This is a genomic window from Pseudomonas japonica (assembly GCF_013522925.1).
In the GTDB taxonomy this organism is placed as follows: Bacteria; Pseudomonadota; Gammaproteobacteria; order Pseudomonadales; family Pseudomonadaceae; genus Aquipseudomonas; species Aquipseudomonas japonica_A.
On sequence record NZ_JAAMQU010000007.1, the window covers coordinates 200,701 to 224,381 of the forward strand.

At 61.1% G+C, this 23,681-nt stretch carries 21 protein-coding genes; 9 read left to right on the forward strand and 12 right to left on the reverse strand.

Going from position 1 to position 23,681, the window contains the following annotated elements; genetic code table 11:
- Window positions 1–32: 32 nt before the first annotated feature.
- Window positions 33–860, reverse strand: coding sequence for an outer membrane protein OmpK (locus G7016_RS13460; protein WP_181114979.1), 828 nt, complete (start codon window positions 858–860; stop codon window positions 33–35).
- A gap of 628 nt (window positions 861–1,488) precedes the next feature.
- Between G7016_RS13460 and G7016_RS13465 the strand changes: the two genes are divergently transcribed.
- The 6 genes from G7016_RS13465 to G7016_RS13490 all read left to right on the forward strand — a co-directional run bounded on the left by G7016_RS13465 (window position 1,489) and on the right by G7016_RS13490 (window position 7,609).
- On the forward strand, window positions 1,489–2,499 hold the full coding sequence (locus G7016_RS13465) for an ABC transporter substrate-binding protein (protein WP_258195178.1): 1,011 nt from the start codon (window positions 1,489–1,491) through the stop codon (window positions 2,497–2,499).
- A 19-nt stretch (window positions 2,500–2,518) separates the two neighbouring features.
- Window positions 2,519–3,544, forward strand: coding sequence for an aromatic ring-hydroxylating dioxygenase subunit alpha (locus G7016_RS13470; protein WP_181114983.1), 1,026 nt, complete (start codon window positions 2,519–2,521; stop codon window positions 3,542–3,544).
- Between the two features lie 16 nt (window positions 3,545–3,560).
- A complete protein-coding gene (locus tag G7016_RS13475) occupies window positions 3,561–4,388 on the forward strand; it encodes an ABC transporter ATP-binding protein (RefSeq protein ID WP_181114985.1) in 828 nt (275 codons plus the stop codon).
- A 94-nt stretch (window positions 4,389–4,482) separates the two neighbouring features.
- Window positions 4,483–5,208, forward strand: a complete 726-nt coding sequence (locus G7016_RS13480) for an ABC transporter permease (RefSeq protein WP_181115218.1) — start codon at window positions 4,483–4,485, stop codon at window positions 5,206–5,208.
- Window positions 5,209–5,225: 17 nt separating this feature from the next.
- Complete coding sequence (locus G7016_RS13485; RefSeq protein ID WP_181114987.1) at window positions 5,226–6,659, forward strand: amidohydrolase family protein; 1,434 nt, start codon at window positions 5,226–5,228, stop codon at window positions 6,657–6,659.
- A complete protein-coding gene (locus tag G7016_RS13490) occupies window positions 6,656–7,609 on the forward strand; it encodes a PDR/VanB family oxidoreductase (RefSeq protein ID WP_181114989.1) in 954 nt (317 codons plus the stop codon). The genes G7016_RS13485 and G7016_RS13490 overlap by 4 nt, the downstream gene beginning before the upstream one ends.
- Window positions 7,610–7,726: 117 nt before the next feature.
- Here G7016_RS13490 and G7016_RS13495 read toward each other — a convergent pair whose 3' ends face one another.
- The 9 genes from G7016_RS13495 to G7016_RS13535 all read right to left on the reverse strand — a co-directional run bounded on the left by G7016_RS13495 (window position 7,727) and on the right by G7016_RS13535 (window position 17,705).
- Window positions 7,727–8,122, reverse strand: coding sequence for a DUF5329 family protein (locus tag G7016_RS13495; RefSeq protein ID WP_181114991.1), 396 nt, complete (start codon window positions 8,120–8,122; stop codon window positions 7,727–7,729).
- 136 nt (window positions 8,123–8,258) lie between these two features.
- Window positions 8,259–10,217, reverse strand: coding sequence for an LTA synthase family protein (locus tag G7016_RS13500; RefSeq protein WP_181114994.1), 1,959 nt, complete (start codon window positions 10,215–10,217; stop codon window positions 8,259–8,261).
- Window positions 10,218–10,333: 116 nt separating this feature from the next.
- A complete protein-coding gene (locus G7016_RS13505; protein WP_181114996.1) occupies window positions 10,334–11,770 on the reverse strand; it encodes an ArnT family glycosyltransferase in 1,437 nt (478 codons plus the stop codon).
- A 20-nt stretch (window positions 11,771–11,790) separates the two neighbouring features.
- The gene (locus tag G7016_RS13510) at window positions 11,791–12,681 is read right to left on the reverse strand and encodes an SdiA-regulated domain-containing protein (RefSeq protein ID WP_181114998.1); all 891 of its coding nucleotides are present in this window, start codon (window positions 12,679–12,681) and stop codon (window positions 11,791–11,793) included.
- A gap of 157 nt (window positions 12,682–12,838) precedes the next feature.
- Window positions 12,839–14,359: an ArnT family glycosyltransferase gene (locus tag G7016_RS13515; RefSeq protein WP_375139694.1), complete on the reverse strand. Its 1,521-nt coding sequence runs from the start codon at window positions 14,357–14,359 to the stop codon at window positions 12,839–12,841.
- A 3-nt stretch (window positions 14,360–14,362) separates the two neighbouring features.
- Window positions 14,363–14,641 carry a lipid-A-disaccharide synthase N-terminal domain-containing protein gene (locus G7016_RS13520; RefSeq protein WP_181115000.1) on the reverse strand — a complete coding sequence of 93 codons (279 nt, stop codon included), beginning with the start codon at window positions 14,639–14,641 and terminating at the stop codon, window positions 14,363–14,365.
- Window positions 14,638–15,378: a glycosyltransferase family 2 protein gene (locus tag G7016_RS13525; RefSeq protein ID WP_181115003.1), complete on the reverse strand. Its 741-nt coding sequence runs from the start codon at window positions 15,376–15,378 to the stop codon at window positions 14,638–14,640. The genes G7016_RS13520 and G7016_RS13525 overlap by 4 nt, the downstream gene beginning before the upstream one ends.
- 18 nt (window positions 15,379–15,396) lie before the next feature.
- A complete protein-coding gene (locus G7016_RS13530) occupies window positions 15,397–16,380 on the reverse strand; it encodes an NAD-dependent epimerase (RefSeq protein WP_181115006.1) in 984 nt (327 codons plus the stop codon).
- Window positions 16,377–17,705, reverse strand: coding sequence for a UDP-glucose dehydrogenase family protein (locus G7016_RS13535; RefSeq protein ID WP_181115008.1), 1,329 nt, complete (start codon window positions 17,703–17,705; stop codon window positions 16,377–16,379). The genes G7016_RS13530 and G7016_RS13535 overlap by 4 nt, the downstream gene beginning before the upstream one ends.
- A gap of 287 nt (window positions 17,706–17,992) precedes the next feature.
- Here G7016_RS13535 and G7016_RS13540 point away from each other — a divergent pair, with 287 nt between their 5' ends.
- The 3 genes from G7016_RS13540 to G7016_RS13550 are packed head-to-tail and all read left to right on the forward strand — an operon-like array spanning window position 17,993 to window position 21,666.
- Window positions 17,993–19,006, forward strand: coding sequence for an iron ABC transporter substrate-binding protein (locus tag G7016_RS13540; protein WP_181115010.1), 1,014 nt, complete (start codon window positions 17,993–17,995; stop codon window positions 19,004–19,006).
- A gap of 3 nt (window positions 19,007–19,009) precedes the next feature.
- The gene (locus tag G7016_RS13545; RefSeq protein ID WP_181115012.1) at window positions 19,010–20,599 is read left to right on the forward strand and encodes an ABC transporter permease; all 1,590 of its coding nucleotides are present in this window, start codon (window positions 19,010–19,012) and stop codon (window positions 20,597–20,599) included.
- Complete coding sequence (locus G7016_RS13550; protein WP_181115015.1) at window positions 20,596–21,666, forward strand: ABC transporter ATP-binding protein; 1,071 nt, start codon at window positions 20,596–20,598, stop codon at window positions 21,664–21,666. Before G7016_RS13545 ends, G7016_RS13550 begins: the two co-directional genes overlap by 4 nt.
- On the opposite strand, the gene G7016_RS13555 is transcribed toward G7016_RS13550, so the two are convergent.
- Both G7016_RS13555 and G7016_RS13560 read right to left on the reverse strand, forming a co-directional pair.
- Complete coding sequence (locus tag G7016_RS13555; RefSeq protein ID WP_181115018.1) at window positions 21,663–23,018, reverse strand: ATP-binding protein; 1,356 nt, start codon at window positions 23,016–23,018, stop codon at window positions 21,663–21,665. The genes G7016_RS13550 and G7016_RS13555 overlap by 4 nt on opposite strands.
- Window positions 22,994–23,659: a response regulator transcription factor gene (locus G7016_RS13560; RefSeq protein ID WP_181115020.1), complete on the reverse strand. Its 666-nt coding sequence runs from the start codon at window positions 23,657–23,659 to the stop codon at window positions 22,994–22,996. Before G7016_RS13560 ends, G7016_RS13555 begins: the two co-directional genes overlap by 25 nt.
- Between the last annotated feature and the right edge of the window lie 22 nt (window positions 23,660–23,681).

A 23,681-nucleotide genomic window follows, 5' to 3' on the forward strand; every position in this document is an offset into this window, starting at 1 on the left:
GCACGAGGAGGTTTGTACGGCATGCCCACTCGTTAGAAGTGCGCTTTCACCAACAGGCTCGCAGTGTTCTGGTCGGTGGGAAACCCATGGCTGTCCTCGATACCGTATTTGTCTGACCAGTAGTCATACTCGATCCCCACATAAAGTTGCCGCGGCCCCACCTTCAACGCCTTGCCAAGGTCGTACTTGAGTTGCGGGTTGAAGTGGAAGCTGCTGGCAACGTAATTGGACGAGCCCTTGTTGCCCACGTCATTGACGTACCACTCGGCATAGCCGTCAAAGCGGATGTCTGAGGCGCCGAAGGGGAAGGTCATCGACCATACCGGGTTGATTTGCCACTGCCCGGACGCCTTGCCGGAAATACCGTCTGGCCGGCGGTAGTAAGTATTGAGCTGCACCCAGTCGAAGCCGGGGATTTTCAGATCGAAGCCTGGGCCCAGCAGGTATCGGCGGCTGGTGCCTTCGCCGCGCTCGTAGGTGGCGGCCACCAACACATCGGTGATCGGCCCCCACGCCATGCTGTGCCCACTGACCTTGCCCAACGACAGCCGCGGGGAAAATTCCCCGTAATAGCTGTGGCCGGCATTGCCGTGCAGGCCGGCGGACCACTTGTTGTCCACGAACAGGAACATGTCGCCCCAGCTCCAGCCGCTGGCGTGCTCGAAGGTGATGGTGTTCTCGATGTCGTTGCCGGTGCCGTCCACCTTGTAGTTATGGCCGTACAGGTAGCTGAGGCTGTTGTCTTGCCAGATCAACGAGCTGGCCTGGCTGGCCTCGCCGAACAAGGCAAACGCCAGCAGTGGCAGCGACAGGCGAAGGGCGGCAGAGCGCGAAGCGGGCGCAGCGAAGGTACAGGTCATGGATGATCCCTCAAGCAACGGTGCCGGCCGCCTTCATGAGCGGCCAACGGGCATCGGCAAGGGGATACCTGGGCAAATAGAAGCAGCTCCCTGGCCTACCGCGCCAGGCACCCTTGCCGGGTGTGCGGCACAGGCCGCAGAGCAATGTCCCGTGGTGGGCTGATCAAATACCGAGCCCCACTGACCGCTTCTACTCAAGCGGTGCTATAGCAGCCAGCGTGCCAACCGAGCGAAGCGGGCCTGGATACGATCCTGGGCAAAGATCGGTACAACGGCGCAGCCCTCCCGCGCACCATTCTCAATCGTTTGGATATGGCGCTCGCACCATTACTGCCCATGCAGCCTGCCACTTGGAAGAGATAACCCCGCACCTGCCGGGTTTGGCGATGTGGCACGCTTTTGGCTAAAACCCCTTTTGAGTAGAAGCGGTCAGCGTGGGCTCTTTCCACGCAGGGCATTGCTCTTGCGGCGCATGGCGCCGTACATCCGGTGTGGATGCTTGAACGTGGCCAGCCCTGGCCATGGCAAGAGAGACGATAGCCCCAGGCACCGCTGTGCCCTGCTCCCCTCTTCTTGCCTTCGTTCTGCTCCCGCCGGCCACTCGGAAAGGGATGCGGAGACGATGGCCATGAATAAACGGTTTGCTGCCTTCAACCTGCTGGGCGCTGGCGTGCTTGCCGGCCTGACGGGGCCACTGGCGTATGCCGGCGAAAAAGTCGTACTGCTGACGTCCTGGTACGCGCAGGCCGAACACGGTGGTTTTTACCAGGCGCTCGCCGAAGGGCTTTACGCCAAGGAAGGCCTGGAGGTGACCATCCGCATGGGTGGGCCGCAGGTCAATGGCATGCAACTGCTGGTGAGCGGCCAAGCGGATTTCATCCTCAACTATGACCTTCAGGTGCTCAAAAGCGTTGAGCAAGGCCTGCCGGTGGTGGCGGTGGCGGCCGCGTTCCAGGGCGACCCCCAGGGGTTGCTCACTCACGAAAACGTCGATGGTCTGAAGTCGCTCAAGGGCAAAAGCGTGCTGGTGTCCACCTCGGGGCAGCAAACCTGGTGGCCATGGCTCAAGCAGAAATACGGCCTGGATGATGCTCAGGCGCGGCCCTATACCTTCAACCTGCAACCCTTCCTGGCCAACCCCGACGCCACGCAACAGGCGTACGCCAGCTCGGAGCTGTTCCAGGCGATGAAGGCCGGCCAGAAGCCCAACTTCTACCTCTTCGCCGACGACGGCTACCCGCCCTACGGCTCCACGGTGGTCACCCGCCGGGACGTTATCGAACAACACCCGGAGCGGGTAGCCGGCTTCGTGCGGGCCAGCATGGAGGGCTGGAAGCACTACCTGAACGACCCCGCCCGCGGCAACGCGCTGATCCAGCAAGACAACCCCAACATGAGCGATGAGCTATTGGCCTGGGGCGTGAGCACCTTGCGCAAATACCGCCTGGTGACCGGCGGCGACGCCACCACGCAAGGCATTGGCGTGATGACCGACGGCCGCTGGCAGGCCACCCGCGATTTCATGGTGCAGGCCGGGCTGCTCGGCGCCGCAGCGCCTTGGCAAAGCGCCTACAGCACGCAATTCGTGAAAGCCCTGAACGTGCTGCCCGACCCCGCCGACCTTGCCGCTAGCCACTGATTTTTCTGGAGTACACCCCATGCTGGTAACCCAACAACCTGTATTGCGCCGTTTCTGGTACGCACTGCTACCCATGACCGCCCTGGACAACGGCCCTCAGCCATTTACCTTGCTCGGCGAACCGCTGGTGCTGTGGAAGCGCCCCACTGGCGAGCCGGTGGCCATGCGCGACCGCTGCTGCCACCGCACCGCGAAACTTTCCAAAGGCTTTGTGAGCGAAGACGGCAACATCGCCTGCGGCTACCACGGCTGGGAATACGATTGCAGCGGAACCTGCGTGAAGATTCCGCAAAACCCAAGCGGCGCCATCCCCCGCGGGGCCAGCGTGCAGGCGTTCCATTGCCAGGAAAAATACGGCTACGCCTGGGTGGCCCTGGACGACCCGTTACGCGACATCCCGGACTTCCCCGAAGACGGCGCACCTGGCTACCGGCGGATTTTCCAGTTCTATGAACAATGGAACACCAGCCCGCTGCGGGTGATGGAGAACTCGTTCGACAACTCGCACTTCTCCTTCGTGCACAAAGCCAACTTCGGCCTGTTCGATCAACCCGAACCTGCCACCTACGAATTCCGCGAAACCGACTACGGTTTCGAGGCTGAAACCCTGGTGCCCATCCGTAACCCGGAAGCGAGCTACCGCATCACCGGCAGCCAGCAGCCCATCACCCGGCGTCACCTGGTCAACCGCTATTACCTGCCGTTCTCGCGCCGCTTTGGCTGCATGTACCCGGACAGTGGCATCCATCACATCATCTACAACTGCGCCACGCCCATCGACGACGGTCGCCTGATGCTGGTGCAGTGGCTGTACCGCAACGACAGCGAAGAACAGTGCGGCACCCAGGAACTGATCGACTGGGACGCGGCCATCACCGCCGAAGACCGCGACATCCTCGAAGCCACGGACTACGACGCCTGTGTCGATACCCGCCGCCAGGTGGAGATGCACATGCCGTCCGACAAACCCGGCCTGATGATCCGCCGGCAACTGTTGGGCCTGCTCGAGGCCCACGGCGAACATGAAGTGTTCCTGCGTTCCTGACCCCGGGGTGCCCCTTATGATGCTGCATAGCCTTGCGATGCCCGCCGTGCCCGTGCCTGACCAGCCCGGCCCGAACACACCCTTGTTCGCCAATCAGGTCGAGAAAACCTACCCCAACGGCACCCAGGCGCTGCAGCGGGTGAAGTTGTTGATCCAGCAAGGGGAGTTCGTGTCGCTGCTGGGCCCCTCCGGCTGCGGCAAAAGCACCCTGCTGAAGATGTTCGCCGGGCTTGAGCAGCCGTCCGCCGGGCACGTGCGTTGGTGGGGCAAGGCCGCGCCGGGCGACGGCGAGGCCGGCCAGAGCCTGGGCATGGTGTTCCAGGAAGCCACCCTGATGCCCTGGGCGCGGGTGCGCGATAACGTGCGCCTGCCGCTGGACCTGGCGGGCGTACCAAGGCGCGACAGCGAGGCCAAGGTGGCCGCAGCGCTGGAGCTGGTGGGCCTTGGCCGGTTTGGCGCGGCCTACCCCCGCGAGCTGTCCGGCGGCATGCAGATGCGTGCGTCCATCGCCCGCGCGCTGGCTACAACGCCGAACCTGCTGCTGATGGACGAGCCCTTCGGCGCCCTCGACGAATTCACCCGCAACAAGCTCGACAGTGACTTGCGCGACCTTTATGCCCGGCAAGACCTCACCGTGGTGTTCGTTACGCACAGCATCTATGAGGCTGTGTTCCTGTCGTCCCGTGTGCTGGTGATGGGCGCGCGGCCGGGGCGGGTGATCGCCGACGTGACCATCGACGGGCCCGCGCTGCGTGACGAGGCCTTTCGAGCATCGCCAGGGTTTATCGCGCAATGCGCGCACCTTTCCCGGCTGCTGGTTGAAGCCAACCACGGCCATCATTGATCCCGCCAGGAGGCTTTCCATGTCTGCATCCCCTACTCCCTGGCTTGCGCGGCCGCGCCTGCTGGGCATCGTTTCGCCCATGATCGTCGGTGCCCTGTTGCTCGGCGTGTGGCAATTGGTGTGCATCGCCTGGCATGTCCCGGTGTATCTGGTGCCCGCGCCGCTGGATATCCTGCGCACGCTGATCACCGATGGGCCCATGCTGGCGGGCGCGCTCTGGGTCACGGTCAAAATCACCTGCCTGGCCTTTGCGCTGGCGGTGCTCATCGGCACCCTGGCCGCGTTTGTGTTCGTGCAAAGCCGGTTGATCGAAGCCAGCCTGTTCCCCTACGCAATCCTGCTGCAGGTAACCCCTGTGGTCGCCATTGCGCCGCTGATCATCATCTGGTGCAGCAACACCACGCTGGCGCTGGTGATTTGCGCCACCCTGGTGGCGATCTTCCCGGTGATCGCCAATACCGTGCTGGGGCTGCGCAGCGTCAGCCCTGGCCTGCTCAACCTGTTCCGGCTCAACGGCGCCAGCCGCTGGCAAACCCTGCTGCGGCTGCGCATTCCCAGCGCCCTGCCGTGCTTTTTTGCCGGTTTACGTATTGCCAGCGGGCTGGCCTTGATCGGCGCGGTGGTGGCCGAATTCGTTGCCGGCACCGGCGGCACGGGTGCGGGGCTGGCTTACCAGATCCTGCAAGCAGGTTTTCAACTCAATATCCCCCGGTTGTTCGCAGCCCTTGTGCTGATCGCCCTGACTGGCGTGGCACTGTTCAGCCTGATGGCGCTGCTGGCAAGGCTCAGCCTGCGGCACTGGCACGAGAGCGAACTGTAATGAGAGGCGCGACCCAAATGACTCAAAACAACAGCTGGCTGGTGCGCAATGCCAACGCAATTCTGACCGGCCTGAAGGGCTCGGCGGCGCGGCATACGGGCCCGGATATTCGCATCACGGCAGGCACCATCAGCGCAATTGGCGCCCTTTCCCCGATGCCCGGTGAACGCGTGCTGGATGCCAGCGGCTGCGTGATCTACCCGGCGTGGGTAAACACTCACCATCATCTGTTCCAGTCGCTGCTCAAAGGCATACCCGAAGGCATCGACCACAGCCTGGGGGCCTGGCTGGCCGCTGTACCCTACCGGTACCGCGGGTTGTTCGACGAGGGCAGCTTTCGCCTCGCCGCCCGGATCGGCCTGGTAGAGCTGGCGCGCTCCGGGTGCGTCACGGTAGCCGACCATCACTACCTTTACCTGCCCGGCATGGGCTTCGACAGCGCGGCAGTGCTGTTCGAAGAGGCCGAGCGGCTGGGTTTGCGCTTTGTGCTGTGCCGTGGGGGTGCTACCCAGGCGCGGCAGGCCGAAGGGGCGGTGACCGGGGCGGGCGCGGAAACGCTGGACCAGTACCTGCAGGACGTTGAGCGGCTGGTACAGCGCTACCATGACCCGGCGGCCGACAGCTGGCGGCGGATCGTGATGGCCCCAACCAGCCCACCCTATTCGATGCCGCCGGAGCACCTGCGTGAAGCGGCCCGCGCGGCTCGGGGGCTGGGCGTCCGGCTGCATAGCCACCTCAGCGAAACCGTGGAATACGCCAATGAAACCCAGCGCCGCTGGGGCATGTCGCCGGTGGCCTTCTGCGCCGAGCATGAGTGGCTTGGCGACGATGTGTGGTTTGCCCACCTGGTGAAGCTGGCGCCCGAGGAAATCCAGCTGCTAGGGCAAACCCGTACCGGCATCGCCCATTGCCCGCAAAGCAATGGCCGGCTCGGCAGCGGCATTGCCGACGTAGTGGCGCTCGAAGCCGCTGGCGTGCAGGTGTCGATCGGGGTTGATGGCGCGGCCTCCAACGAGGCATGCGACATGATCAGTGAAACCCACGCCGCCTGGCTGCTGCAACGGGCGAAGGCAGGCGAACGCGCCCTGCCAGCTTGGGCCGGTGGCCAACAGGAAGGCGGTGCGCACGCGGCAACCGTCGAGGACGTGGTGCGCTGGGGCACGGCCGGCGGCGCGGGTGTGCTTGGGCTGGAAAAAGTGGGCAGCCTGGCGGTTGGCATGGCGGCGGACCTTGCCATCTATCGCCTGGATGAGCCGCGCTATTTCGGCCTGCACGACCCGGCTATCGGCCCCGTGGTCGGTGGCGGCAGGCCTACGCTACGGGCATTGCTGGCAGGCGGGGAATTGAGGGTCGAGAACGACCGGATCCCTGGCCTGGACCTGGCAGAACTGGGCGAGCAAGCGCGCCAGGCCGTTCACCGGTTGCAACGTGCGGCGGGGGTACGGTCATGACTTGGAACGCCATGCGAGTCACCGGGCTGCGCCTGGAACAGCCCGGCATCCTGGGCCTGGAGCTCAGCCCCGCAGACGGGCAACCCTTGGCTACCACCTGGGAGGCCGGTGCCCACGTAGACCTGCGCCTGCCCGGCGGGCTGGTCCGCCAATATTCGCTGGCGGGCCTGCCAACCGACGGGCGGATGCTGATTGCTGTGAAGCGCGAAGCGCAGTCGCGCGGCGGCTCACAATGGCTGCACGAACAGCTGCGGATCGACACCCTGCTGGACGTGGGCCCGCCCCGTAACCTGTTCAAGCTCACCAGCGGCAACGGCCCGGTAGTGCTGATAGCCGCCGGCATTGGCCTTACACCCTTGCTGGCCATGTACCGCCAATGCCTGGCGGAGGGTCGGCCAGTACGGCTACTGGGTTTTTCTCGCGCGCCCCGGGCCCCTCGCCTGCTGGAAGATCTGGCGGGCGACGTGCAGTGGCATGGCGGGCTGGCTGCCGCCCGGATCGCCGAGCTCCTACCGCTCCAGCTGGGAACCTGGCAAGCCGGGAGCACGCTGTATACCTGCGGGCCGGCGGGGTTCATGGACCGTGTGCAAACCACTGCCGTTGAACTCGGCTGGCCAGAGGATGCGCTGCACCGCGAGCATTTCCAGCCGGCTGCCCAACCCGGTACTGCGGTTACCCTGGAGGATAACTGTGAGCTGGTACTGGCCCGTAGCGGCACTCGGGTGTCGGTCCAGCCAGGTGAAAGCCTGGCGAACGCCGCCGCCCGGGCTGGAACCCTGCTGCCGTTGTCGTGCGGGATGGGCATCTGCGGGGCTTGCGTAACGCGGGTGATCGAAGGCGAAGCGGACCACAGGGATGACTGCCTGACGCCCGCGCAACGGGCAAGTGGTGAATGGATAGCCCCGTGCGTATCCGGGTGCCGCGGTGAGCGCCTGGTGCTGGATGCCTAGGGGTGGTCGGCCTGAATTTGACAGCGTTCGTTATCATATCGATATGCCGCACTTTCCCTTTTTGGAAACCATGGCCGGTCGCACGCTCGTCCTTGCTCCCGCGCGGCGCGGCCGAAGTCAATGCGCCTGGCGTAGCCGTTCAAGTGCTTCCCTGAGCCACACGTTCGCCCGGTGCGAGCCGTCGGCGCAGCGGACCTCATAAGGAAGGCCGCTTGCATTGCTTTTGGTAGCCGCAAGATCAATAAAGTCCTCGGCACTGCCAATCAGGTGTTTCTCTTCAAGATAATCCAGCTTTTTCTCCAGATGTGCCCGAGCCTCAGGGCCGCGGAACTCCTTTCCATTACGAACAAACTGGCATTCGCTGTATTCGACGAAGGCCAACAACTTGTGTATTTCCTCCTCGGACGATGGCGTAGCCTGCGCACCCGCATGCGTTGCCAACGCGACAAGAACAATACATGCCGCACCCCAATACGCGCTGATGGACCGCGCCCTGATTGCTAGCCACACCATATGGCACCCCCTTGTAAAGGCATATAACCGAACGATGTCAGCATCCAGCGCTTTTGCGCGCCGCCTAGCTGCCGTATCGAACCGGCAACGAACGGCTCATTTGAACCGAACCCTGCCGATTTGATACCAGGGAATGCTACTGCTTATTCGCCGGTAGCACTGCGGCTTCAGAGTCTGGAGGCGTTTCCCAGTCCAGAAGCTGCTGTTTGAAGTCATGGCTTGCGGTCTGGTAATAGGCGATGGCTCTTGCAATAAGCGGGTCGTCCACCGAGGCGGTGACCTCCTGGCTCTCGCCAAGGGCCTGGATATGCCGGCGCAGCTCGCCACGAGGGCTGAGAATGGCCAGATCCTGGCCATCAAACAGGCCCAGATGCTGATAATTACCCAACAGTACGCGAGGCGCCAGGTTTGCTTGGGCAAACATATCCCGCCCAAAGAATGTTGACGTATAGCTTGCGTTCAATAGCCCCAATACAGTGGGCGCAATGTCGATCTGGCTGGCCAGCCCTGCGTACTCTCCTGGCTTGATCAACTTTGGCCCATACATGAACAGGGGAATATGGTAATTGCTTACCGGAAGGTCTTCCTTCCCCGCGCTGCCGGCCGTATGGTCAGCGACAAATATGAACAGCGTACTGTCGAACCATGGCTTTTTACGGGCTTCTTCCAGAAACTTCCCTATGGCGTAGTCCGTATATTTTACCGCGCCGTCGCGCCCCTTGCCGGAGGGGATGTCGATTCGGCCATCCGGGTAGGTATAGGGCCTGTGGTTGGAAGTTGTCATCAACTGCAACAGGAATGGGGTCTGGTTCGAGAAACTGGCGTCGGCCACTTTAAGCGCTTGGCTGTAGAGGTCCTCGTCTGCCATGCCCCAGGCATTTTTGAAGGTTATTTCTTCCTCCGCCACACTGCTTTGATCAACTATGCGATAGCCATTTCCACTGAAGAAGGCATTCATATTGTCGAAATAGCCACGGCCACCGTAGAGGAATACGGGGTCATAGCCTAAACCCCGCAGTTGCTGGCCCAGGCTGGCAAAGCCGCTCTCCCGACCCACCCGCTTCACGATGGACCGCCCAGGCGTAGGCGGCATGGAGAGGGTAATCGCTTCAAGCCCGCGATCTGTGCGGGTGCCGGTTGCGTAGAAGTTGCTGAAGTACAGGCTTTGCTTGCGCAAATCATCGAGGTTAGGAGTGAGGTTACCCGGCCCTCCGTTGCTACCAAGATACTTTGCGCTCAGGCTTTCGATAGTAACCAGTACGATATTGGGGGTACGCAGCGCCCGCGTGCCTGTTACTTTGCGACGAATATCCTCCGGGTCGTCCCCTGCGAAAATGTCCGGGGTTTCGGCCAGCTCGGAGCGGATCAGTGTCCCGGCCCGTTGCGCATCAACCGTGGAATAAAACTGCTCATAATCCAGTTCGTTATTTCGAAACGCGGCGAAGAACTGGTACGGCCCGTTGCTTGACAGCTCGCGCTGGTAAGCGTTGCCGTTCTGCCCGCGGGGCCATTGTTGATCGGCAAGCAGGGCGCTGAGCCCCGCTACTACGCACAGCAACACGAACCACACCATGCGCAGTCTGGCTTCACCGATTGGGGCGCCCATGGCTTCTGCGAGCGGCCGGCGCAGCAGCAGGCTTATCGCCATGGCGAGCACGGCCAGTACTGACAACAACGTCCCGACAGGATAGGACTCCAGGATGTTGTTCAATACCTCGTCGGAGTACACAAGATAGTCAACGGCGATGAAATTGAAGCGAACGCCAAATTCATCCCAGAACAGCCATTCGGCGACCGCAACGAACAGCATCACAAACACGCTGAATGCAAAAACGCTCCGCAGCAGCCACCGATGGGGGCGCCAGCGCCAGAGCCTGGCCGGGCACACCAGGAGATAAAGACCCAGCGGCAGCATCGCGTAGCTGATAAAAGCCACATCATAGGCAAAGCCCACGAGGTAGCTCAGCACCGAACCGCTACCCGCTTCGGTAAGGTGCGAGAACAGCAGGATTGACCGGGTGAGGGAGAAAACGACCAGCCAGCAGCAGGTCAGCAAGAGGAGATAGCGCACCGGCGCCGGGCGTGAGGCAGACATACTTATTCCTTTAAGGCGAGTTCAGGCCCTTCCAGGTCGCTACCGGAAGGCGTGCCAGTTGTAGCCTCCTCAAAGTAGCAGGCGCAGTGACAAAAAAATGTAATGTTTGCCGACCGCTACCGGCGTGGTGCCTGCCCGCAAAGCGACCCAAGCCCAACCAGAACAGCGCTTCGGTTGCGTTTGAGGTAGGGGTTGATCGCGGCCAGGCTACAAGGGGCCAACGCTTGCAGCGGGCCGCGCAAGGCACCGCGGACAAACAAGAGTGCGGGAGCCTCGCGGGGCAGCACCGCTTGTTGCTCGCTTAGCACTGTGATGGGCCGCCCCATGTAATACACAAGGCGCATGTCCGCCGTTTCAAGGCTATAGGCCGCCACCCCCGGGTTTTTCTGCGCTTGCGCTTCAATCTGCCGGAACCCGGCAACCCGGTGAGCAAACACCCGGCCTTCTACAGTGCTGTAGAAAATCACATAACCTACCAGCGTAACGATTGGAACAAGTACCAGTGCTCGCTTTGCCCAGCGTGTACTGGTAGTGCTCCAGACCAGATCCCACTGGTAGGCCAACAGCACGGCGATGGCGGGGTAGACTGGCAAGAGGTACTTCGCATGCTTTTCGGTGAAGCACGAGAACAGCGCGAGCGCGAACAGGGCGTGGCACAGCAACATTAACCCCGCCGGGTTGTTGCGCAGCCGCAACCATAACCGCCGGGGGCGTATCAGCAAGATCGGCCAGAACGGGGAAAAGTCGCCTGCCAAGTACAACAGGTAGGCATACCAGGGCTCTGCACCCTGGCCGTCGATCTTTTTGACGATGTCTTCCTGCACCACCGCACCCCAGACACCCCACCCCTGTTGAGCGCCGACGGCGATGTACCAGGAACTACCGATCACCAGCATGGCCGCCCAGCCCGGGCCACTGCGCAGGTAGCCGAACGCGCGCGTGTCTTTTGTCAGTAACGCGTATACGAGCACGGGTGCGGTAACCCATAACAGGCATACCGGCCCTTTAGTCAGTAGCGCGCTACCGAGCAAGGCGTAGCTGCACCAGACCCACCGCCTTCGGCCCTGAGCGAAGATGTACTTCCAGGCGCACAGTATGCTCATGAGACAGAGCCCTGTGAGTACCATTTCGATTTCGGCACGGCGCGCAAACAGGCTGAAACTGGCATTCGTCGCCAGTATGCATACCGCGAACAATGCAAGCCGCTGCCCGGCCGCTTTGCGCACCTGCCAGTACAGAAGCGCGCAACACAAGCTGGCAAACAAAGCCGACGGTAAGCGCAGGGTCCACTCGGATAAACTTCCAGTACATTTGACGACTATCAGTGCCAGCCAATAGAACAGCGGTGGCTTGGACAGATACGGCTGCCCGTTCATATAAGGGATCAACCAGCTACCGGCATCGTGCATCTCTCGCGTGGCCACGGCCCGCCGTGCCTCGTTTACGCTCATGAAGGGCAAGCTGCCCAAAGCCCAGAAAAACAACAGCAGCAAAAGCAGGGCCAGGCCCACAGTTGCCCAGCGCATAGAGAGCAGCGGGTGTTTTATAGGCATCCAGGCACCATGAGGGGCATTCACTGCCGCTTCTGAAACGCGTAGAACAGGTTCGGCTCGCTGACGATGTAGAGGTTGCCAGCGGTATCCATGGTGATCCCTTCCGGTTGAGGCGCGTCCTTGTGCAGGTCGCTGAATGCGGCACGTAATGAGCGAATGCTCACGAAGTGACCATCAGCGTCGAGCTCGGTAATGTTTCGGGACTGGTCACTGAGCACCAGCAAGTGGCCACTGGCAGGATCGTAATAACCATCCGAAAGGTCCCGGGCAAACACGCTACGGGATATCCAGGGTGTGAGGTCACGCACGGTGATGCGTACGCCCTGCGCGTCGAGCGCCTTGAGCAACCCGGTCACTTCGTACATGGCCCGTGGGTCGCGCTCTTTGATGGCAAACAATCGGTCGTTGGCCGGATCATAGGTCACACCCTCGAAACCTTTGTTGCTGTGGCTCGCGTTGATCTGCACGGCAATGTATTGCGCCTCTTCCACGTGTATGGGGCGCACCTCCTGCGGAATGTTCAAGACGTCCAGTTGCTGTTGCTCTTCGTCCACGATCACCAGCCGGCCGTTGCCCAGGTAGGCCAACCCCTCGGTGTCTTCAAACCCTACCAAGGGGTACCGTGCCCGGATATCACCGGCTTTGCTCAGCACCAGGAGCTCCATGGGAGTATTGTTGGTGATTGCCAGCAAGCGATCGTGATCATAGTCATAAGTGATGCCAGACAAATTATGCAGGCTGGCCTCGACGGTTTTTCCGTCGATAACAACGGAGTAGCGAGACAGCCCTATTGTGCTATCCACCGTGCTGGCGGACGCCCTGTAGGTGAGCCAATGGGCATAAAGCTGTTGGTGCCAGAAATACCGCGAAGAGGCGGCCCACAGAAAGCCGCCTGCCAGCGCAATCGCCATCGCAATCCCCAATGCTGCCCCTGCCCGCCTGCGCCTACCCCGTGAAACCCCTGCAGTTTTTATACGCTGGTCCTTGACCACCGAAGTTCCATCCAATGGCATCGCTCGCCCCCTTACGTACCCGCCCTGTGTGTGACGGCAATTTAGGTGGTAGGTATTACAAAGCGTCGGCGCCCCACTCATAGCGATAAACCCGCGCGGGTGGCTGTGGCTGGCAGCGGCCGTTGTCTGCATCAGGCCCTACGATCAGCCACTCGGCCCTTGAGGTCGAGCCAAGCTTGCGAGCCTTGTCGGCACTGAAACAACGGTCCAGGTCTGCGGCGGGTATCAATGCAAACGCACCCGGGTGCGTGCGCAGCCACAACGCCGTTTGCTCCAGTGCAGAGGGGTTGGCAAAGCCGAAATGAACGACCGGCTGACGGGCATACAGCCAATGCCCTTCGCGCCAGCCAACCAATGCCAGCTCGGCCCCGCCGGTCAGCCGAGCGGCTTGAACCATCAGTAGCTGGTGGGGGTTGGGGCCGTCCATTATCGGCTCGGCGAAGCCCCGGGCAAACCACAGGCAAAACCATGCCGAAGCCGCCAGCTTGAAGGCCCTCAGGTATTTGGGACGCTGTGCGAACCACCGGCGGAGCAGCCAGGGGACCAACGGCGCGGCCGCCAGTGCCAGGCCTGGCAGCGCGGGAAAAATATAAAGCTTGCGCTTGCCAGTGCTCAGGCAGAAAAACAGGACCACCAGCACGACCCACCCTAGCAGCAGTAGCGCCCGGGCATCGCGCTTGCGCAACTGCTGGCGCCACGCAGGGATCAGCCAAGGCAAGGCAAGCACCAACGGCAGCCAGTACTGCGGTATTACCGTAAGGAAGTACCAGAACGGCTCGCGGTGATCCCAGGCTGCTGCATAACGGCCACCGGTTTGGTGAAGGAGAATCTCTTTGAGGTACGCAACGTCTTCCGTGCCGCCCTGGAGCCAGACATGAAGCAGCAGCGGCGCCAGCCAGATGGCGCACCCCGCCAGCAGCGCGAGCAAACCTGCGGCCCATCGGCGACCTTCCCCCGGCATCGCCGGCACACCCGGCCAGCGCTTGCGCACCGCATAGCCATAGGGCACCAGCATCAAGGCCGGTAGAAAGCCCACGCCCTTGCTGATAATCCCCAGGCCCATCGCCACGCAGGCTAGATAGAACCAGCCCCATGCCGGCCCTAGCAGCAGATGGCGCACCATCCCATAGAAGCCCACAGCCACCCACAGGCACAGGTAACTGTCGATCTGCCCGGTACGCAGCACGCTGTAGGTCTGATAGCTGGCCAGAAACAGCAGCGCCGCGATCCGGCCGACCTTCGGGCACCACAGGCGCCGTCCCAGGTCGTACAACACGGCCGTTGCGGTGGCGGCTGACAACAGCCCGGGGATATACAGGGCCTGCACCGCCGACCCGGTCAACCAGGTGAAGAACGCAACCGTCCACATGAACAACGGTGGCTTGTCGCCATAGATTTCAGCGGCCCGGTGGGGAATCAGCCAGCTGCCACTGTGAAGCATTTCCAGCGCAACACCGAGAAACCGCTCCTCGTCCACATTAAGAGGTTGCCGCAGACCAAAGCCTGCACCTACCAGCAATACGGCGAGCGCGACGAGCGCCAGGCACTGCGCCATCGGCGATTGAAAATGGCGCAAGGGCTATTCCTTAAGCTCTTTGTTTTTGGCGATCAGTTGCAGGTTACGCAGGTACACGAGAAAGCCGAATGCCTGGCCTATGATAAATACCGGGTCTTCCCGGTAGATGGCGTAGATCAGCAGCAGTGCGCTCCCGAGCATGCTCAGGTACCAAAACCCGACAGGTATCACGCTGCGTTTTTTGAATTCGCTGTAAAGCCACTGCAAGACAAAACGGCCAGTGAAAACGGCCTGGCCTAAAAACCCTACCGTGAGCCAAAGTGTTTCGCGGGTGAAGTTCATCCGTTCAGCTCCTGGGGTTGGGTATCGAGCCGCGTACGGCGGACCAGCCACCACACGCCGAACAGGTCGAGAATGCCCACAAGAGCGCGATCAAGGTTGCCGTAGTTGGAAACGCCGGCCTGCCGGTGTCGATGGTTCACCGGGTGCACGACCATCCGGCCGTGGTGACGCCGGATCAACGCAGGGATGAACCGATGCATGTGGTCGAAGTAAGGCAGCCGGAGAAACGCCTCCCGCTTTATGAGCTTGAGCCCACAACCGGTATCCGGGGTTGCGTCGTTCAGTAGCCGGCGCCGCAAGCCATTGGCGAAGCGGGACGCCCAGCGCTTGCTGGCGGTATCACGGCGGTTCACCCGATGGCCAGCCACCAGTGTTACCGGTTGTGCTACACCGGCGGCGCGGATCAGCGCCAGCATGCCCGGGAGGTCGGCGGGGTCATTCTGACCGTCCCCATCGAGGGTGGCCAGCCACTCGCCCCGTGCAGCCTGCGCCGCGTGCCATAGAGAGGTGCTTTGCCCGAGTGAAACCGCATGGTGCAGCACCCTGAGGGTTTCATAGCCACCCGCCTTGATCTGGTTCAGCACCCGCAGGGTGTCATCGGTACTGCCATCGTTTACCACCAGCACTTCGTAATGCTCACCGGCGAGCGCAGCACGCACTTCATTCAACAGCAGCGGTAAATTCTGCGCTTCATTTTTTGCAGGTATCAGCACTGATACAAATATGGCTTCACTCATTCAACCCACCGATTCTGGTTATGCCTGCCGGGCTAGATAAAACGCCCGATACCAGCGCACGAATTCGCCCACGCCTGCTTCCACGCCCACCTGGGGACTGAAGCCGATCCAGCGCGCGAGGCCCGTTACGTCTGCCCACGTTTGTAGAACGTCGCCCGGTTGAAGGGGCAGATAGTTACGCCTGGCTGTAATACCCAGTGCTGTTTCCAGGCACTGGATAAAATCGAGGAGCTTTACTGGCGCCCCTCGTCCGATATTGAAGAGTTGGCAGGGCGCTATCCCTTCCGCCACGGCTGGTGGCCTGGGCAGCAGGCGGTACATCGACTCGATGATGTCGTCTATGTAGGTAAAATCCCGGGCCATCTCGCCATGGTTATAGACGTCGATCGGCTCACCCTTCACGATGGCTTCGGTAAATTTGAAGAGCGCCATGTCTGGGCGCCCCCAAGGCCCGTACACCGTGAAAAACCGCAGCCCGGTGGCCGGGATCCGGTACAGGTGGGAATAACTGTACGCCATGAGTTCGTTAGCCCGCTTGCTGGCCGCATACAGCGAGACGGGCTGTTCCACGGGATCTGCAACACTGAACGGCAACTTGCTGTTTGCCCCGTACACTGAACTGCTTGACGCATACACAAGGTGGTTCACTGGGTAGGCCCGGCAAGCTTCAAGCACATTCAAGAACCCGACCAGGTTGGCATCGGCATAAGCGCTGGGGTTATCAATGGAATAGCGCACCCCGGCCTGTGCCGCCAAGTGAACCACTTCCGTAAAACCCCGGTTTGCAAAGAGGCCCAGCAAGGCGGTTTTATCCACGATATCCATCTGCTGGAATTCGAAGCCGGGATAGCGCTGTAGCTGTTCGAGGCGCGCGCGCTTCAAATGCACGCTGTAATACCCGTTCAGGTTATCGATACCCACTACCCGCATACCTTGGGCGCACAGCTTGCGTGCCATATGGAAGCCAATGAACCCTGCTACGCCGGTAATAAGCACGGTCATTGCGGTAATGCCTCGCCGCGTCCCACGCCGTAGTACGTGAGGCCAACGGCGGCCATCTGCTCGGGTTCAAAGAGGTTACGGCCATCAAACACCACCCGATCCGCCAGTTGTCTGGGCACCGCTTCCAGATCCATTACCCGATAATCCTGCCATTCGGTCACGATCAACAACGCATCGGCGCCCGCAAGAGCTTCTTCCTTAGTGGGTGCGAGCCTGAGGTCGGAGCGTTCACCATAATGCTGCCGCACCGCTTCCATCGCCTGGGGATCGTGGGCGTGTATCAGCGCGCCGGCATTCCAGAGCGCCTGCAGCAGAACAAGGCTTGAAGCTTCGCGGATGTCGTCGGTGTTGGGCTTGAATGCCAAGCCCCACACGGCGAATGTTTTACCGCTGAGCGCCCCCCGATAATGAGCGTGGATTTTTTCAAACATCCGCAGCTTCTGGGCGGTGTTGGCCGCTTCCACTGCGCGCGCTACAGGGGCCTCCACGCCGTGGGCATCGCAGGCCTGGATCAGGGCCCGCAGGTCTTTGGGGAAACATGAACCCCCGAACCCGCAACCGGGGTAGATAAAGTCATAACCTATGCGCGGGTCAGAACCAATACCGCGGCGCACCATTTCTATATCCGCGCCCAACGTATCCGCGAGGTTGGCCATTTCATTGATAAAGGAAATTTTTGTCGCCAACATGCAGTTGGCTGCGTATTTGGTAAGTTCCGCGCTGCGAGCATCCATCAGCATTAACTTCTCGCGGTTGCGGCTAAAGGGCTGATACAGCTCACGCAGCAACTCCACAGCCTCCGCCGCTGCGCCGCCAATGATAATTCGATCCGGCCGCATGCAGTCTTCTACCGCCGAGCCCTCCTTCAAAAACTCTGGATTGCACACCACCTGGGAGCCCGACGCAGGGCCGCCGAGCTGTTCAAGCCTGGCTTTGATACGGTCTACGGTGCCGACCGGGGACGTGGATTTGTTCACGATCACCTTGGCAGCCTCGGCATTTGCCGAGAGTGTGTCTATCACTGAAAACACTGCGCGCAGGTCTGCGCTGCCGTCCGCGAGGGGTGGCGTGCCGACGGCCACAAAGATCAGCTGGGCGAATGCAACGCCTGCAGTCGCGCTCGTGGTGAAGTGCAGACGGCCGAGCTGCAGGTTCTTCTGCAGCATCGGGGCAAGCCCGGGCTCGTAGATGGGGCACACGCCGTCACTGAGCAAGGCGACTCTGTGCTCGTCCACGTCTATGCAGCATACGCTATGGCCCACCTGCGCAAGGCAGACGGCTTGGGTAAGGCCTACGTAGCCGGTTCCAAAAACGGTGACTTTCATTCCATGAGTCCCTGTCTTTCTTCTCGTAGAACTAGCCAGCCACCGAGTAAGTCCTTGGGCCGGGTATAACGCTCCATGGATGCTTTACGAACCGTTATGAAAATTTTGTCACATCTTTATTTAAGCATTGTGAAGGGCACTGTAACTGTCACGCCAAGGTCGCCCTCGGATCTGACTGGGTTAACCAACTATGACGATCCCCATCACATTCCTTTTACTTTCCGCGCTCCAGAATGCGCGCCGGTCAATCTAAACAATTCGTAATGCCGTTAAAAAGGACCTTTGAAATGTGCTCTGGTATACCCCGCGCGTGCATTCTTGCGGCGATAGTCGCGGCCTTGGCGGCTGCAGGCCAGGCCTCGGCGGCTGAAAACGCTTCGCTTGTCATCTATAACGCTCAGCACGAAAGCCTTGCCAAGGCCTGGGTGGAAGGGTTTACCAAGGAAACAGGAATCCACGTCACCGTGCGCAATGGCGACGATACCGAGCTTGCGAACCAGATCCTTCAGGAAGGTTCTGCGTCACCGGCAGACGTATTTCTGACCGAAAACTCGCCCGCCATGGTGCTGGTTGACAGCGCCGGGATGTTCGCGCCTCTGCTACCCGAAACCCGTGAGCAAGTGGCGGCGCCTTACCGCCCCGCGAACGCCCATTGGGTGGGCATCGCCGCGCGTTCCACGGTATTTGTCTACAACCCGAAAAAGCTCAGCGACAAGGCCCTGCCGGGGTCGATCATGGACCTGGCCCAGCCGGCCTGGAAAGGCCGCTGGGGCGCATCGCCTACCGGTGGCGACTTCCAGGCCATCGTTGCCGGAATGCTCGAACTCAAAGGTGAGGCAGCAACGCTCGGCTGGCTCAAGGCAATGAAGGCCAACGCTACTATGTTCCGAGGCAATTCGGCGGTGCTCAAGGCGGTGAATGCCGGCCAGATCGACAGCGGCGTGATCTATCACTATTACCGGTTTGTCGACCAGGCAAAAACCGGCGAAAACAGCAATAACGTATCGATTCAATATTTCCGCAACCAGGACCCGGGCGCTTTCATCAGTATTTCCGGAGGTGGCGTGCTCAAAACCAGCCACCACGGCGACGAAGCGCAGGCTTTTTTGAAATGGGTGACCGGCAAGGGCGGCCAGGCTGTTCTGCGCGAGGGCAACTCGTTCGAGTATGCAGTGGGTGAGAACGCCAGCTCCAACACGGCGTTGGTTCCACTAAAAGAGTTGAACGCCCCGACCCTCGACGCGTCCAGGCTCGACAGCAAGAAGGTGGTGGCACTGATGACCGAAGCGGGGCTGCTGTAACCGATGCTCGAGGTATCCGGTACGCCTGCGATATCAGCGGGTAACGCTCAACGGCGTCGGTTCAGAAGGAGCAAACTCGGCCATGCCAGCCTTTATAGCCTTTCTGCTTGCGTGTCGGCGGTGGCGCTGTTGCCACTGTTCATGTTGGGGTATGTCACCTTCGAAAGCGGCTGGCCAACCATCATGGCGTTGATTTTGCGACCACGCGTTGGCGAGTTGCTGATCAACACCCTGTTGCTGCTGGTGCTGGCACTGCCGATTACTCTGACGCTGGGCGTAGCGCTGGCGTGGCTGACCGAGCGTTCCGCTATTGCGGGGCGGCGCGCCTGGTCTGTTTTAGCCGTGGCCCCCCTGGCCATACCTGCGTTCGTGCAAAGCTATGCGTGGGTCAGCCTGTTTCCAGCGCTGCATGGCTTGCCAGCAGGCGTGCTGCTGTCTGTGATTGCCTATTTTCCTTTCGTATTTCTACCGGTTGCAGCTGCCCTGCGACGGGTTGATCCGGCCATAGAGGATGTTGCCAAAACCTTGGGGCTCACCTCCGTCCACGTGTTTTTCCGCATTGTGCTGCCCCAGCTTCGCCTGGCCATTGGCGGTGGGGCGCTGTTGGTAGCGCTGCACTTGCTGGCCGAGTTCGGCCTGTATGCGATGATCCGGTTCGATACGTTCACCACGGCGATCCTCGACCAGTTCAAGACCACCTTCAACGGCCCCGCTTCGCAAGTGCTGACCAGTATTCTCGTACTTATGTGCCTCCCGCTGCTGGTCGGAGAAACCCAATTACGTGGCCGCGTGCGATACGCGCGGCTCGGCAGCGGTGCGGCACGGGCGCAAACGCCGATTGCGCTCAGCCTTCCGTGGCATATGGCGGCGTTTGGGCTGTGCGCTATCACTGTGCTGCTATCGCTCGGCGTGGCCTTGCTGACGATCGGCTCCTGGCTATTGGCCGGTGGCCTGCCGGTCTGGCAGTCACCCGCGCTGGGGCAGGCATTGCAACAAACCCTGCTGTTTGCAGGGGCTGGCGCAGCGGTAACCACGCTTGCTGCCTTTCCCATCGCATGGCTTAGTGTGCGCAAGCCTGGCCGGCTGCAGCGGCTGCTGGAAGGATGCAACTACCTCACCAGTGCCCTTCCCGGGATAACGGTCGCATTGGCGCTGGTCACTTGGACGATTCGCTTTGCGCCGTCCCTCTATCAAACCATCACAACTGTGTTGGTCGCCTATCTCCTGCTATTTCTGCCCAGGGCATTGATAAGCCTGCGCGTCGGCATTGCACAGGCACCGGTAGAGCTTGAAAACATGGCATGCAGCCTGGGGCGCCCCCGATACCAGGCGCTGTTCCTGATTACCTTCCGCCTGGCGGCACCGAGCGCCGCGGCAGGCGCGGCGATGGTGTTCCTGGCCATTGCCAACGAACTCACCGCGACCTTACTGCTCGCGCCCAGTGGCACCCGTACATTGGCCACTGGCTTCTGGGCCATGACCAGCGAAATCGATTACGCCGCAGCGGCGCCCTACGCCTTGTTGATGGTGCTGCTGTCTATACCAATGACTGCCCTTCTCTATCAGCAATCCAAGCGGACAGCCGGCCGATGAATGTTTTCAGACTCACTTCAATTTGCAAACGCTTCGGTGGGCGTACCGCGCTGCACAACATCAACCTCTCGATAAACAGCGGCGAACGCCTGGCCATCGTCGGCCCCTCAGGCTCAGGCAAGTCCACCCTGCTGCGGATCATTGCGGGCTTTGAACAGCCCGATACCGGCAGTGTCGAGGTCGATGGCCAGATACTGGTGAACGACAACATTGATGTTGCGCCGCACAAACGCATGATCGGCTATGTTCCGCAGGACGGCGCGCTCTTTCCTCACCTGCGGGTGGGCGACAACATAGGCTTCGGCCTGCGTGATCGCCGTGAGGATAAGCAGGCACGCATAAGGGAATTGCTCGATCAGGTTCAACTGGGGCCCGAACTGGCCAATCGTTGGCCTCATGAGCTATCCGGGGGGCAGCAACAGCGGGTATCCCTGGCCCGTGCGCTGGCTCAGCGCCCGCGCCTGATGTTGTTGGACGAACCTTTTTCGGCCCTTGATACGGGCTTGCGTTCAACCATGCGCAAGATGGTTAGCCAGGTGCTCGAAGCCGCAGGTATTACAACGATCCTGGTCACCCATGATCAAGCAGAGGCATTGTCCTTCGCACACACGCTGGCAGTTATGCGCCAAGGGCAGATCGTTCAGTCAGGCCCCCCGAGGGACCTTTACCTGAAGCCCATCGATGAACAAACAGCGCTCTTTTTGGGCGATGCAGTCATTCTTCCGGCAGCCATTGAAGGCTGGGTTGCACAGTGCGCCCTCGGTGAGCTTCCCACCCACACTTATGGGCACGCCCGGCGGGGCCGTATCCTGTTGCGGCCCGAACAACTGGTACTGAGCAACCAGCCTGGAGATAAAGGCGCATGGGGCCAGGTAGTGGAGCACGATTTTTGCGGTGAACGCTCAACGTCGACGGTCAGGTTAGAAGCAGCAGGCGACCCGACAGTAGTGGTACGTAGTGCAGAAATGACCACCCCGGCGGCTGGCAGCCGCGTACGTGTACAGGTGAACGGAAACGCCTGCATCCTTCCTGCCGGCGAACCTGACGAAACTATGGTGAGGGCCTAACGGTGCGAGGGTAGCCAGACCTGCACCCGCAACCCATGCCCGGCAGGGTCGCCCACGTTGTCTACAGCAACCCGCGCGCCATTGCGCTGCGCAATGGCTCTGACGATTGACAGCCCCAGGCCCGAACCCTCTTCGTTGCTGCCCAACACCCGATAGAATGGCTCGAATATCCGTTCCAGATGCTCGCCCAAGATGCCAGGCCCGGTGTCGATGACCTCCAGGAGTGCCCCGGCGTTCTGAGGATAGACCGCCAGATCCACGCGCCCCCCGGCCGGGGTATATCGAATGGCGTTATCGGCCAGGTTCTTGACGAGGGTCAGCAGGTCGATCTCGCTGATCATCACGAGGCAGTCTTGTTCCCCGACTACGCCAATATCAATATTTTTTATTTCAGCAAGGGGCAACAGGTCTTCCAGTACCCTGCGGTACACCGCCTTCACTGAAACCGGCTCATTCACCGTCGACGCCCCCGCCTGCGCCCCCGCTAACGCCAGAAGCTGATGAACCAGGTTCCTGGCCCTTTCAATACCCCCTTGAAGGGTGATGAAGCGCTCCTGTGCCATCGCAGACATAGGTGCAGCGGCCAGGCGCTCCGCTTGCAGGGACAGCGCTGCAAGTGGCGACCTTAATTCGTGCGCGGCATTGGCTACGAACTGCCGCTCGATCTCCCTGGCCTGAACCACACGCGCCAGCAGCCTGTTGATGGCCAGCACGAAAGGGGTGACCTCGAAGGGTACGTGGGCCAGGTCAACCGGATGAAGCTCCTGTTCGCCCCGCTCATCGATCTCCCTGGCCAAGGTAGCGATTGGCCGAAACAGCCGGCGCACCAGGTCGGCAACTACCAGCAACAATGCGGGAAAGAGAATGGCAAACGGGAGCAGGCTGTGCCAGGCGCTTTCCCGGGCATCGCGGTCACGGCTGTCAATTTCCTGTGCCACGGCGATGCGTTCACCCGTGCCCAGGGTTTTGACCAGTACCCGAAACGGCTCGCCACCCACCGCCCGGGTTGAAAGCCCGTCTGGCAGCGAAGGGGGCAACGGTATCGGAACGCCCGCCTCGGAAGCGGCCGGGGCGTTCTGGCCATCAGCCAGGTACTGCACGATCACCCGAGACTCCTCGTCATCGTCCGGGATGGCGGTGTTCACTCGCGGATAAGACAACGCCATGTGCTGACGTTCGAACAGTACCGCAACCTGCCGTAGAGCCTTGTCCTGCATCTGCAACGACTCGTTGAATGAGGACAAATAGCTCACCACCCCTGTGACCAGGGCGATTACCAGAATGACCAGAGAAAGCGATAGTGAAAGCCTGAGCTGGACAGAGTCGGTCAGCCGCCTTTTGAGACCATCCATCCCAAACCCCTGACGTTCTTGATCACATGGTTCCCGAGTTTGCGGCGTAGTGCATGAATGATGTATTCCACCGCGTTACTCTCGACCTCTTCTCCCCACCCATAGATCCGGTCCTCGAGTTCGCCACGGGAAAGAATGGCGCCCGGCCGGATCATCAGCGCCTGCAGCAGCGCAAATTCACGATTGGAGAGCTGGACGTCAATGCCACCGTCGGCGCTGGCCACCTTGGATACGGGATCAAGGCACAATACCCCGTTGCTCAGCATCGGTCGCGCGTCCCCGCCTTTGCGGCGAAAGACCGCACGAATGCGAGCAAGCAACTCCACCATTTCAAACGGCTTGAGTACGTAATCGTCGGCACCGCCATCAAGGCCTTTCAAGCGATCGTCGACGCCGTGCCTGGCGGTGATGATAATCAGCGGGACCTGGTCGCCCCGCCCCCGTATATGCGCCAGCACCGCCAACCCGTCCCAGCCGGGAAGGCCCAGGTCGAGCAGCACCAGATCGTAGCGCTGCGCGTCCAGCGAAGCCATCGCCATGGCGCCATGCCTGACCCAGTCAGCCGCATAACTTTGATCCTTGAGCGCCGCCCGGACGGCTTCGCCGATCATGGGGTCGTCTTCGACGAGCAATACCCGCATGCCTCTCTCCACTGTCGGGCCA

What these genes read in the sequence shown, in the direction of transcription:
- G7016_RS13460 (WP_181114979.1), bottom strand. Translation starts at nt 860, where the DNA reads ATGACCTGTACCTTCGCTGCGCCCGCTTCGCGCTCTGCCGCCCTTCGC.
- G7016_RS13465 (WP_258195178.1), top strand. Translation starts at nt 1,489, where the DNA reads ATGAATAAACGGTTTGCTGCCTTCAACCTGCTGGGCGCTGGCGTGCTT.
- G7016_RS13470 (WP_181114983.1), top strand. Translation starts at nt 2,519, where the DNA reads ATGCTGGTAACCCAACAACCTGTATTGCGCCGTTTCTGGTACGCACTG.
- G7016_RS13475 (WP_181114985.1), top strand. Translation starts at nt 3,561, where the DNA reads ATGATGCTGCATAGCCTTGCGATGCCCGCCGTGCCCGTGCCTGACCAG.
- G7016_RS13485 (WP_181114987.1), top strand. Translation starts at nt 5,226, where the DNA reads ATGACTCAAAACAACAGCTGGCTGGTGCGCAATGCCAACGCAATTCTG.
- G7016_RS13490 (WP_181114989.1), top strand. Translation starts at nt 6,656, where the DNA reads ATGACTTGGAACGCCATGCGAGTCACCGGGCTGCGCCTGGAACAGCCC.
- G7016_RS13495 (WP_181114991.1), bottom strand. Translation starts at nt 8,122, where the DNA reads ATGGTGTGGCTAGCAATCAGGGCGCGGTCCATCAGCGCGTATTGGGGT.
- G7016_RS13500 (WP_181114994.1), bottom strand. Translation starts at nt 10,217, where the DNA reads ATGTCTGCCTCACGCCCGGCGCCGGTGCGCTATCTCCTCTTGCTGACC.
- G7016_RS13505 (WP_181114996.1), bottom strand. Translation starts at nt 11,770, where the DNA reads ATGCCTATAAAACACCCGCTGCTCTCTATGCGCTGGGCAACTGTGGGC.
- G7016_RS13510 (WP_181114998.1), bottom strand. Translation starts at nt 12,681, where the DNA reads ATGGCGATTGCGCTGGCAGGCGGCTTTCTGTGGGCCGCCTCTTCGCGG.
- G7016_RS13520 (WP_181115000.1), bottom strand. Translation starts at nt 14,641, where the DNA reads ATGAACTTCACCCGCGAAACACTTTGGCTCACGGTAGGGTTTTTAGGC.
- G7016_RS13525 (WP_181115003.1), bottom strand. Translation starts at nt 15,378, where the DNA reads ATGAGTGAAGCCATATTTGTATCAGTGCTGATACCTGCAAAAAATGAA.
- G7016_RS13530 (WP_181115006.1), bottom strand. Translation starts at nt 16,380, where the DNA reads ATGACCGTGCTTATTACCGGCGTAGCAGGGTTCATTGGCTTCCATATG.
- G7016_RS13535 (WP_181115008.1), bottom strand. Translation starts at nt 17,705, where the DNA reads ATGAAAGTCACCGTTTTTGGAACCGGCTACGTAGGCCTTACCCAAGCC.
- G7016_RS13540 (WP_181115010.1), top strand. Translation starts at nt 17,993, where the DNA reads ATGTGCTCTGGTATACCCCGCGCGTGCATTCTTGCGGCGATAGTCGCG.
- G7016_RS13545 (WP_181115012.1), top strand. Translation starts at nt 19,010, where the DNA reads ATGCTCGAGGTATCCGGTACGCCTGCGATATCAGCGGGTAACGCTCAA.
- G7016_RS13550 (WP_181115015.1), top strand. Translation starts at nt 20,596, where the DNA reads ATGAATGTTTTCAGACTCACTTCAATTTGCAAACGCTTCGGTGGGCGT.
- G7016_RS13555 (WP_181115018.1), bottom strand. Translation starts at nt 23,018, where the DNA reads ATGGATGGTCTCAAAAGGCGGCTGACCGACTCTGTCCAGCTCAGGCTT.
- G7016_RS13560 (WP_181115020.1), bottom strand. Translation starts at nt 23,659, where the DNA reads ATGCGGGTATTGCTCGTCGAAGACGACCCCATGATCGGCGAAGCCGTC.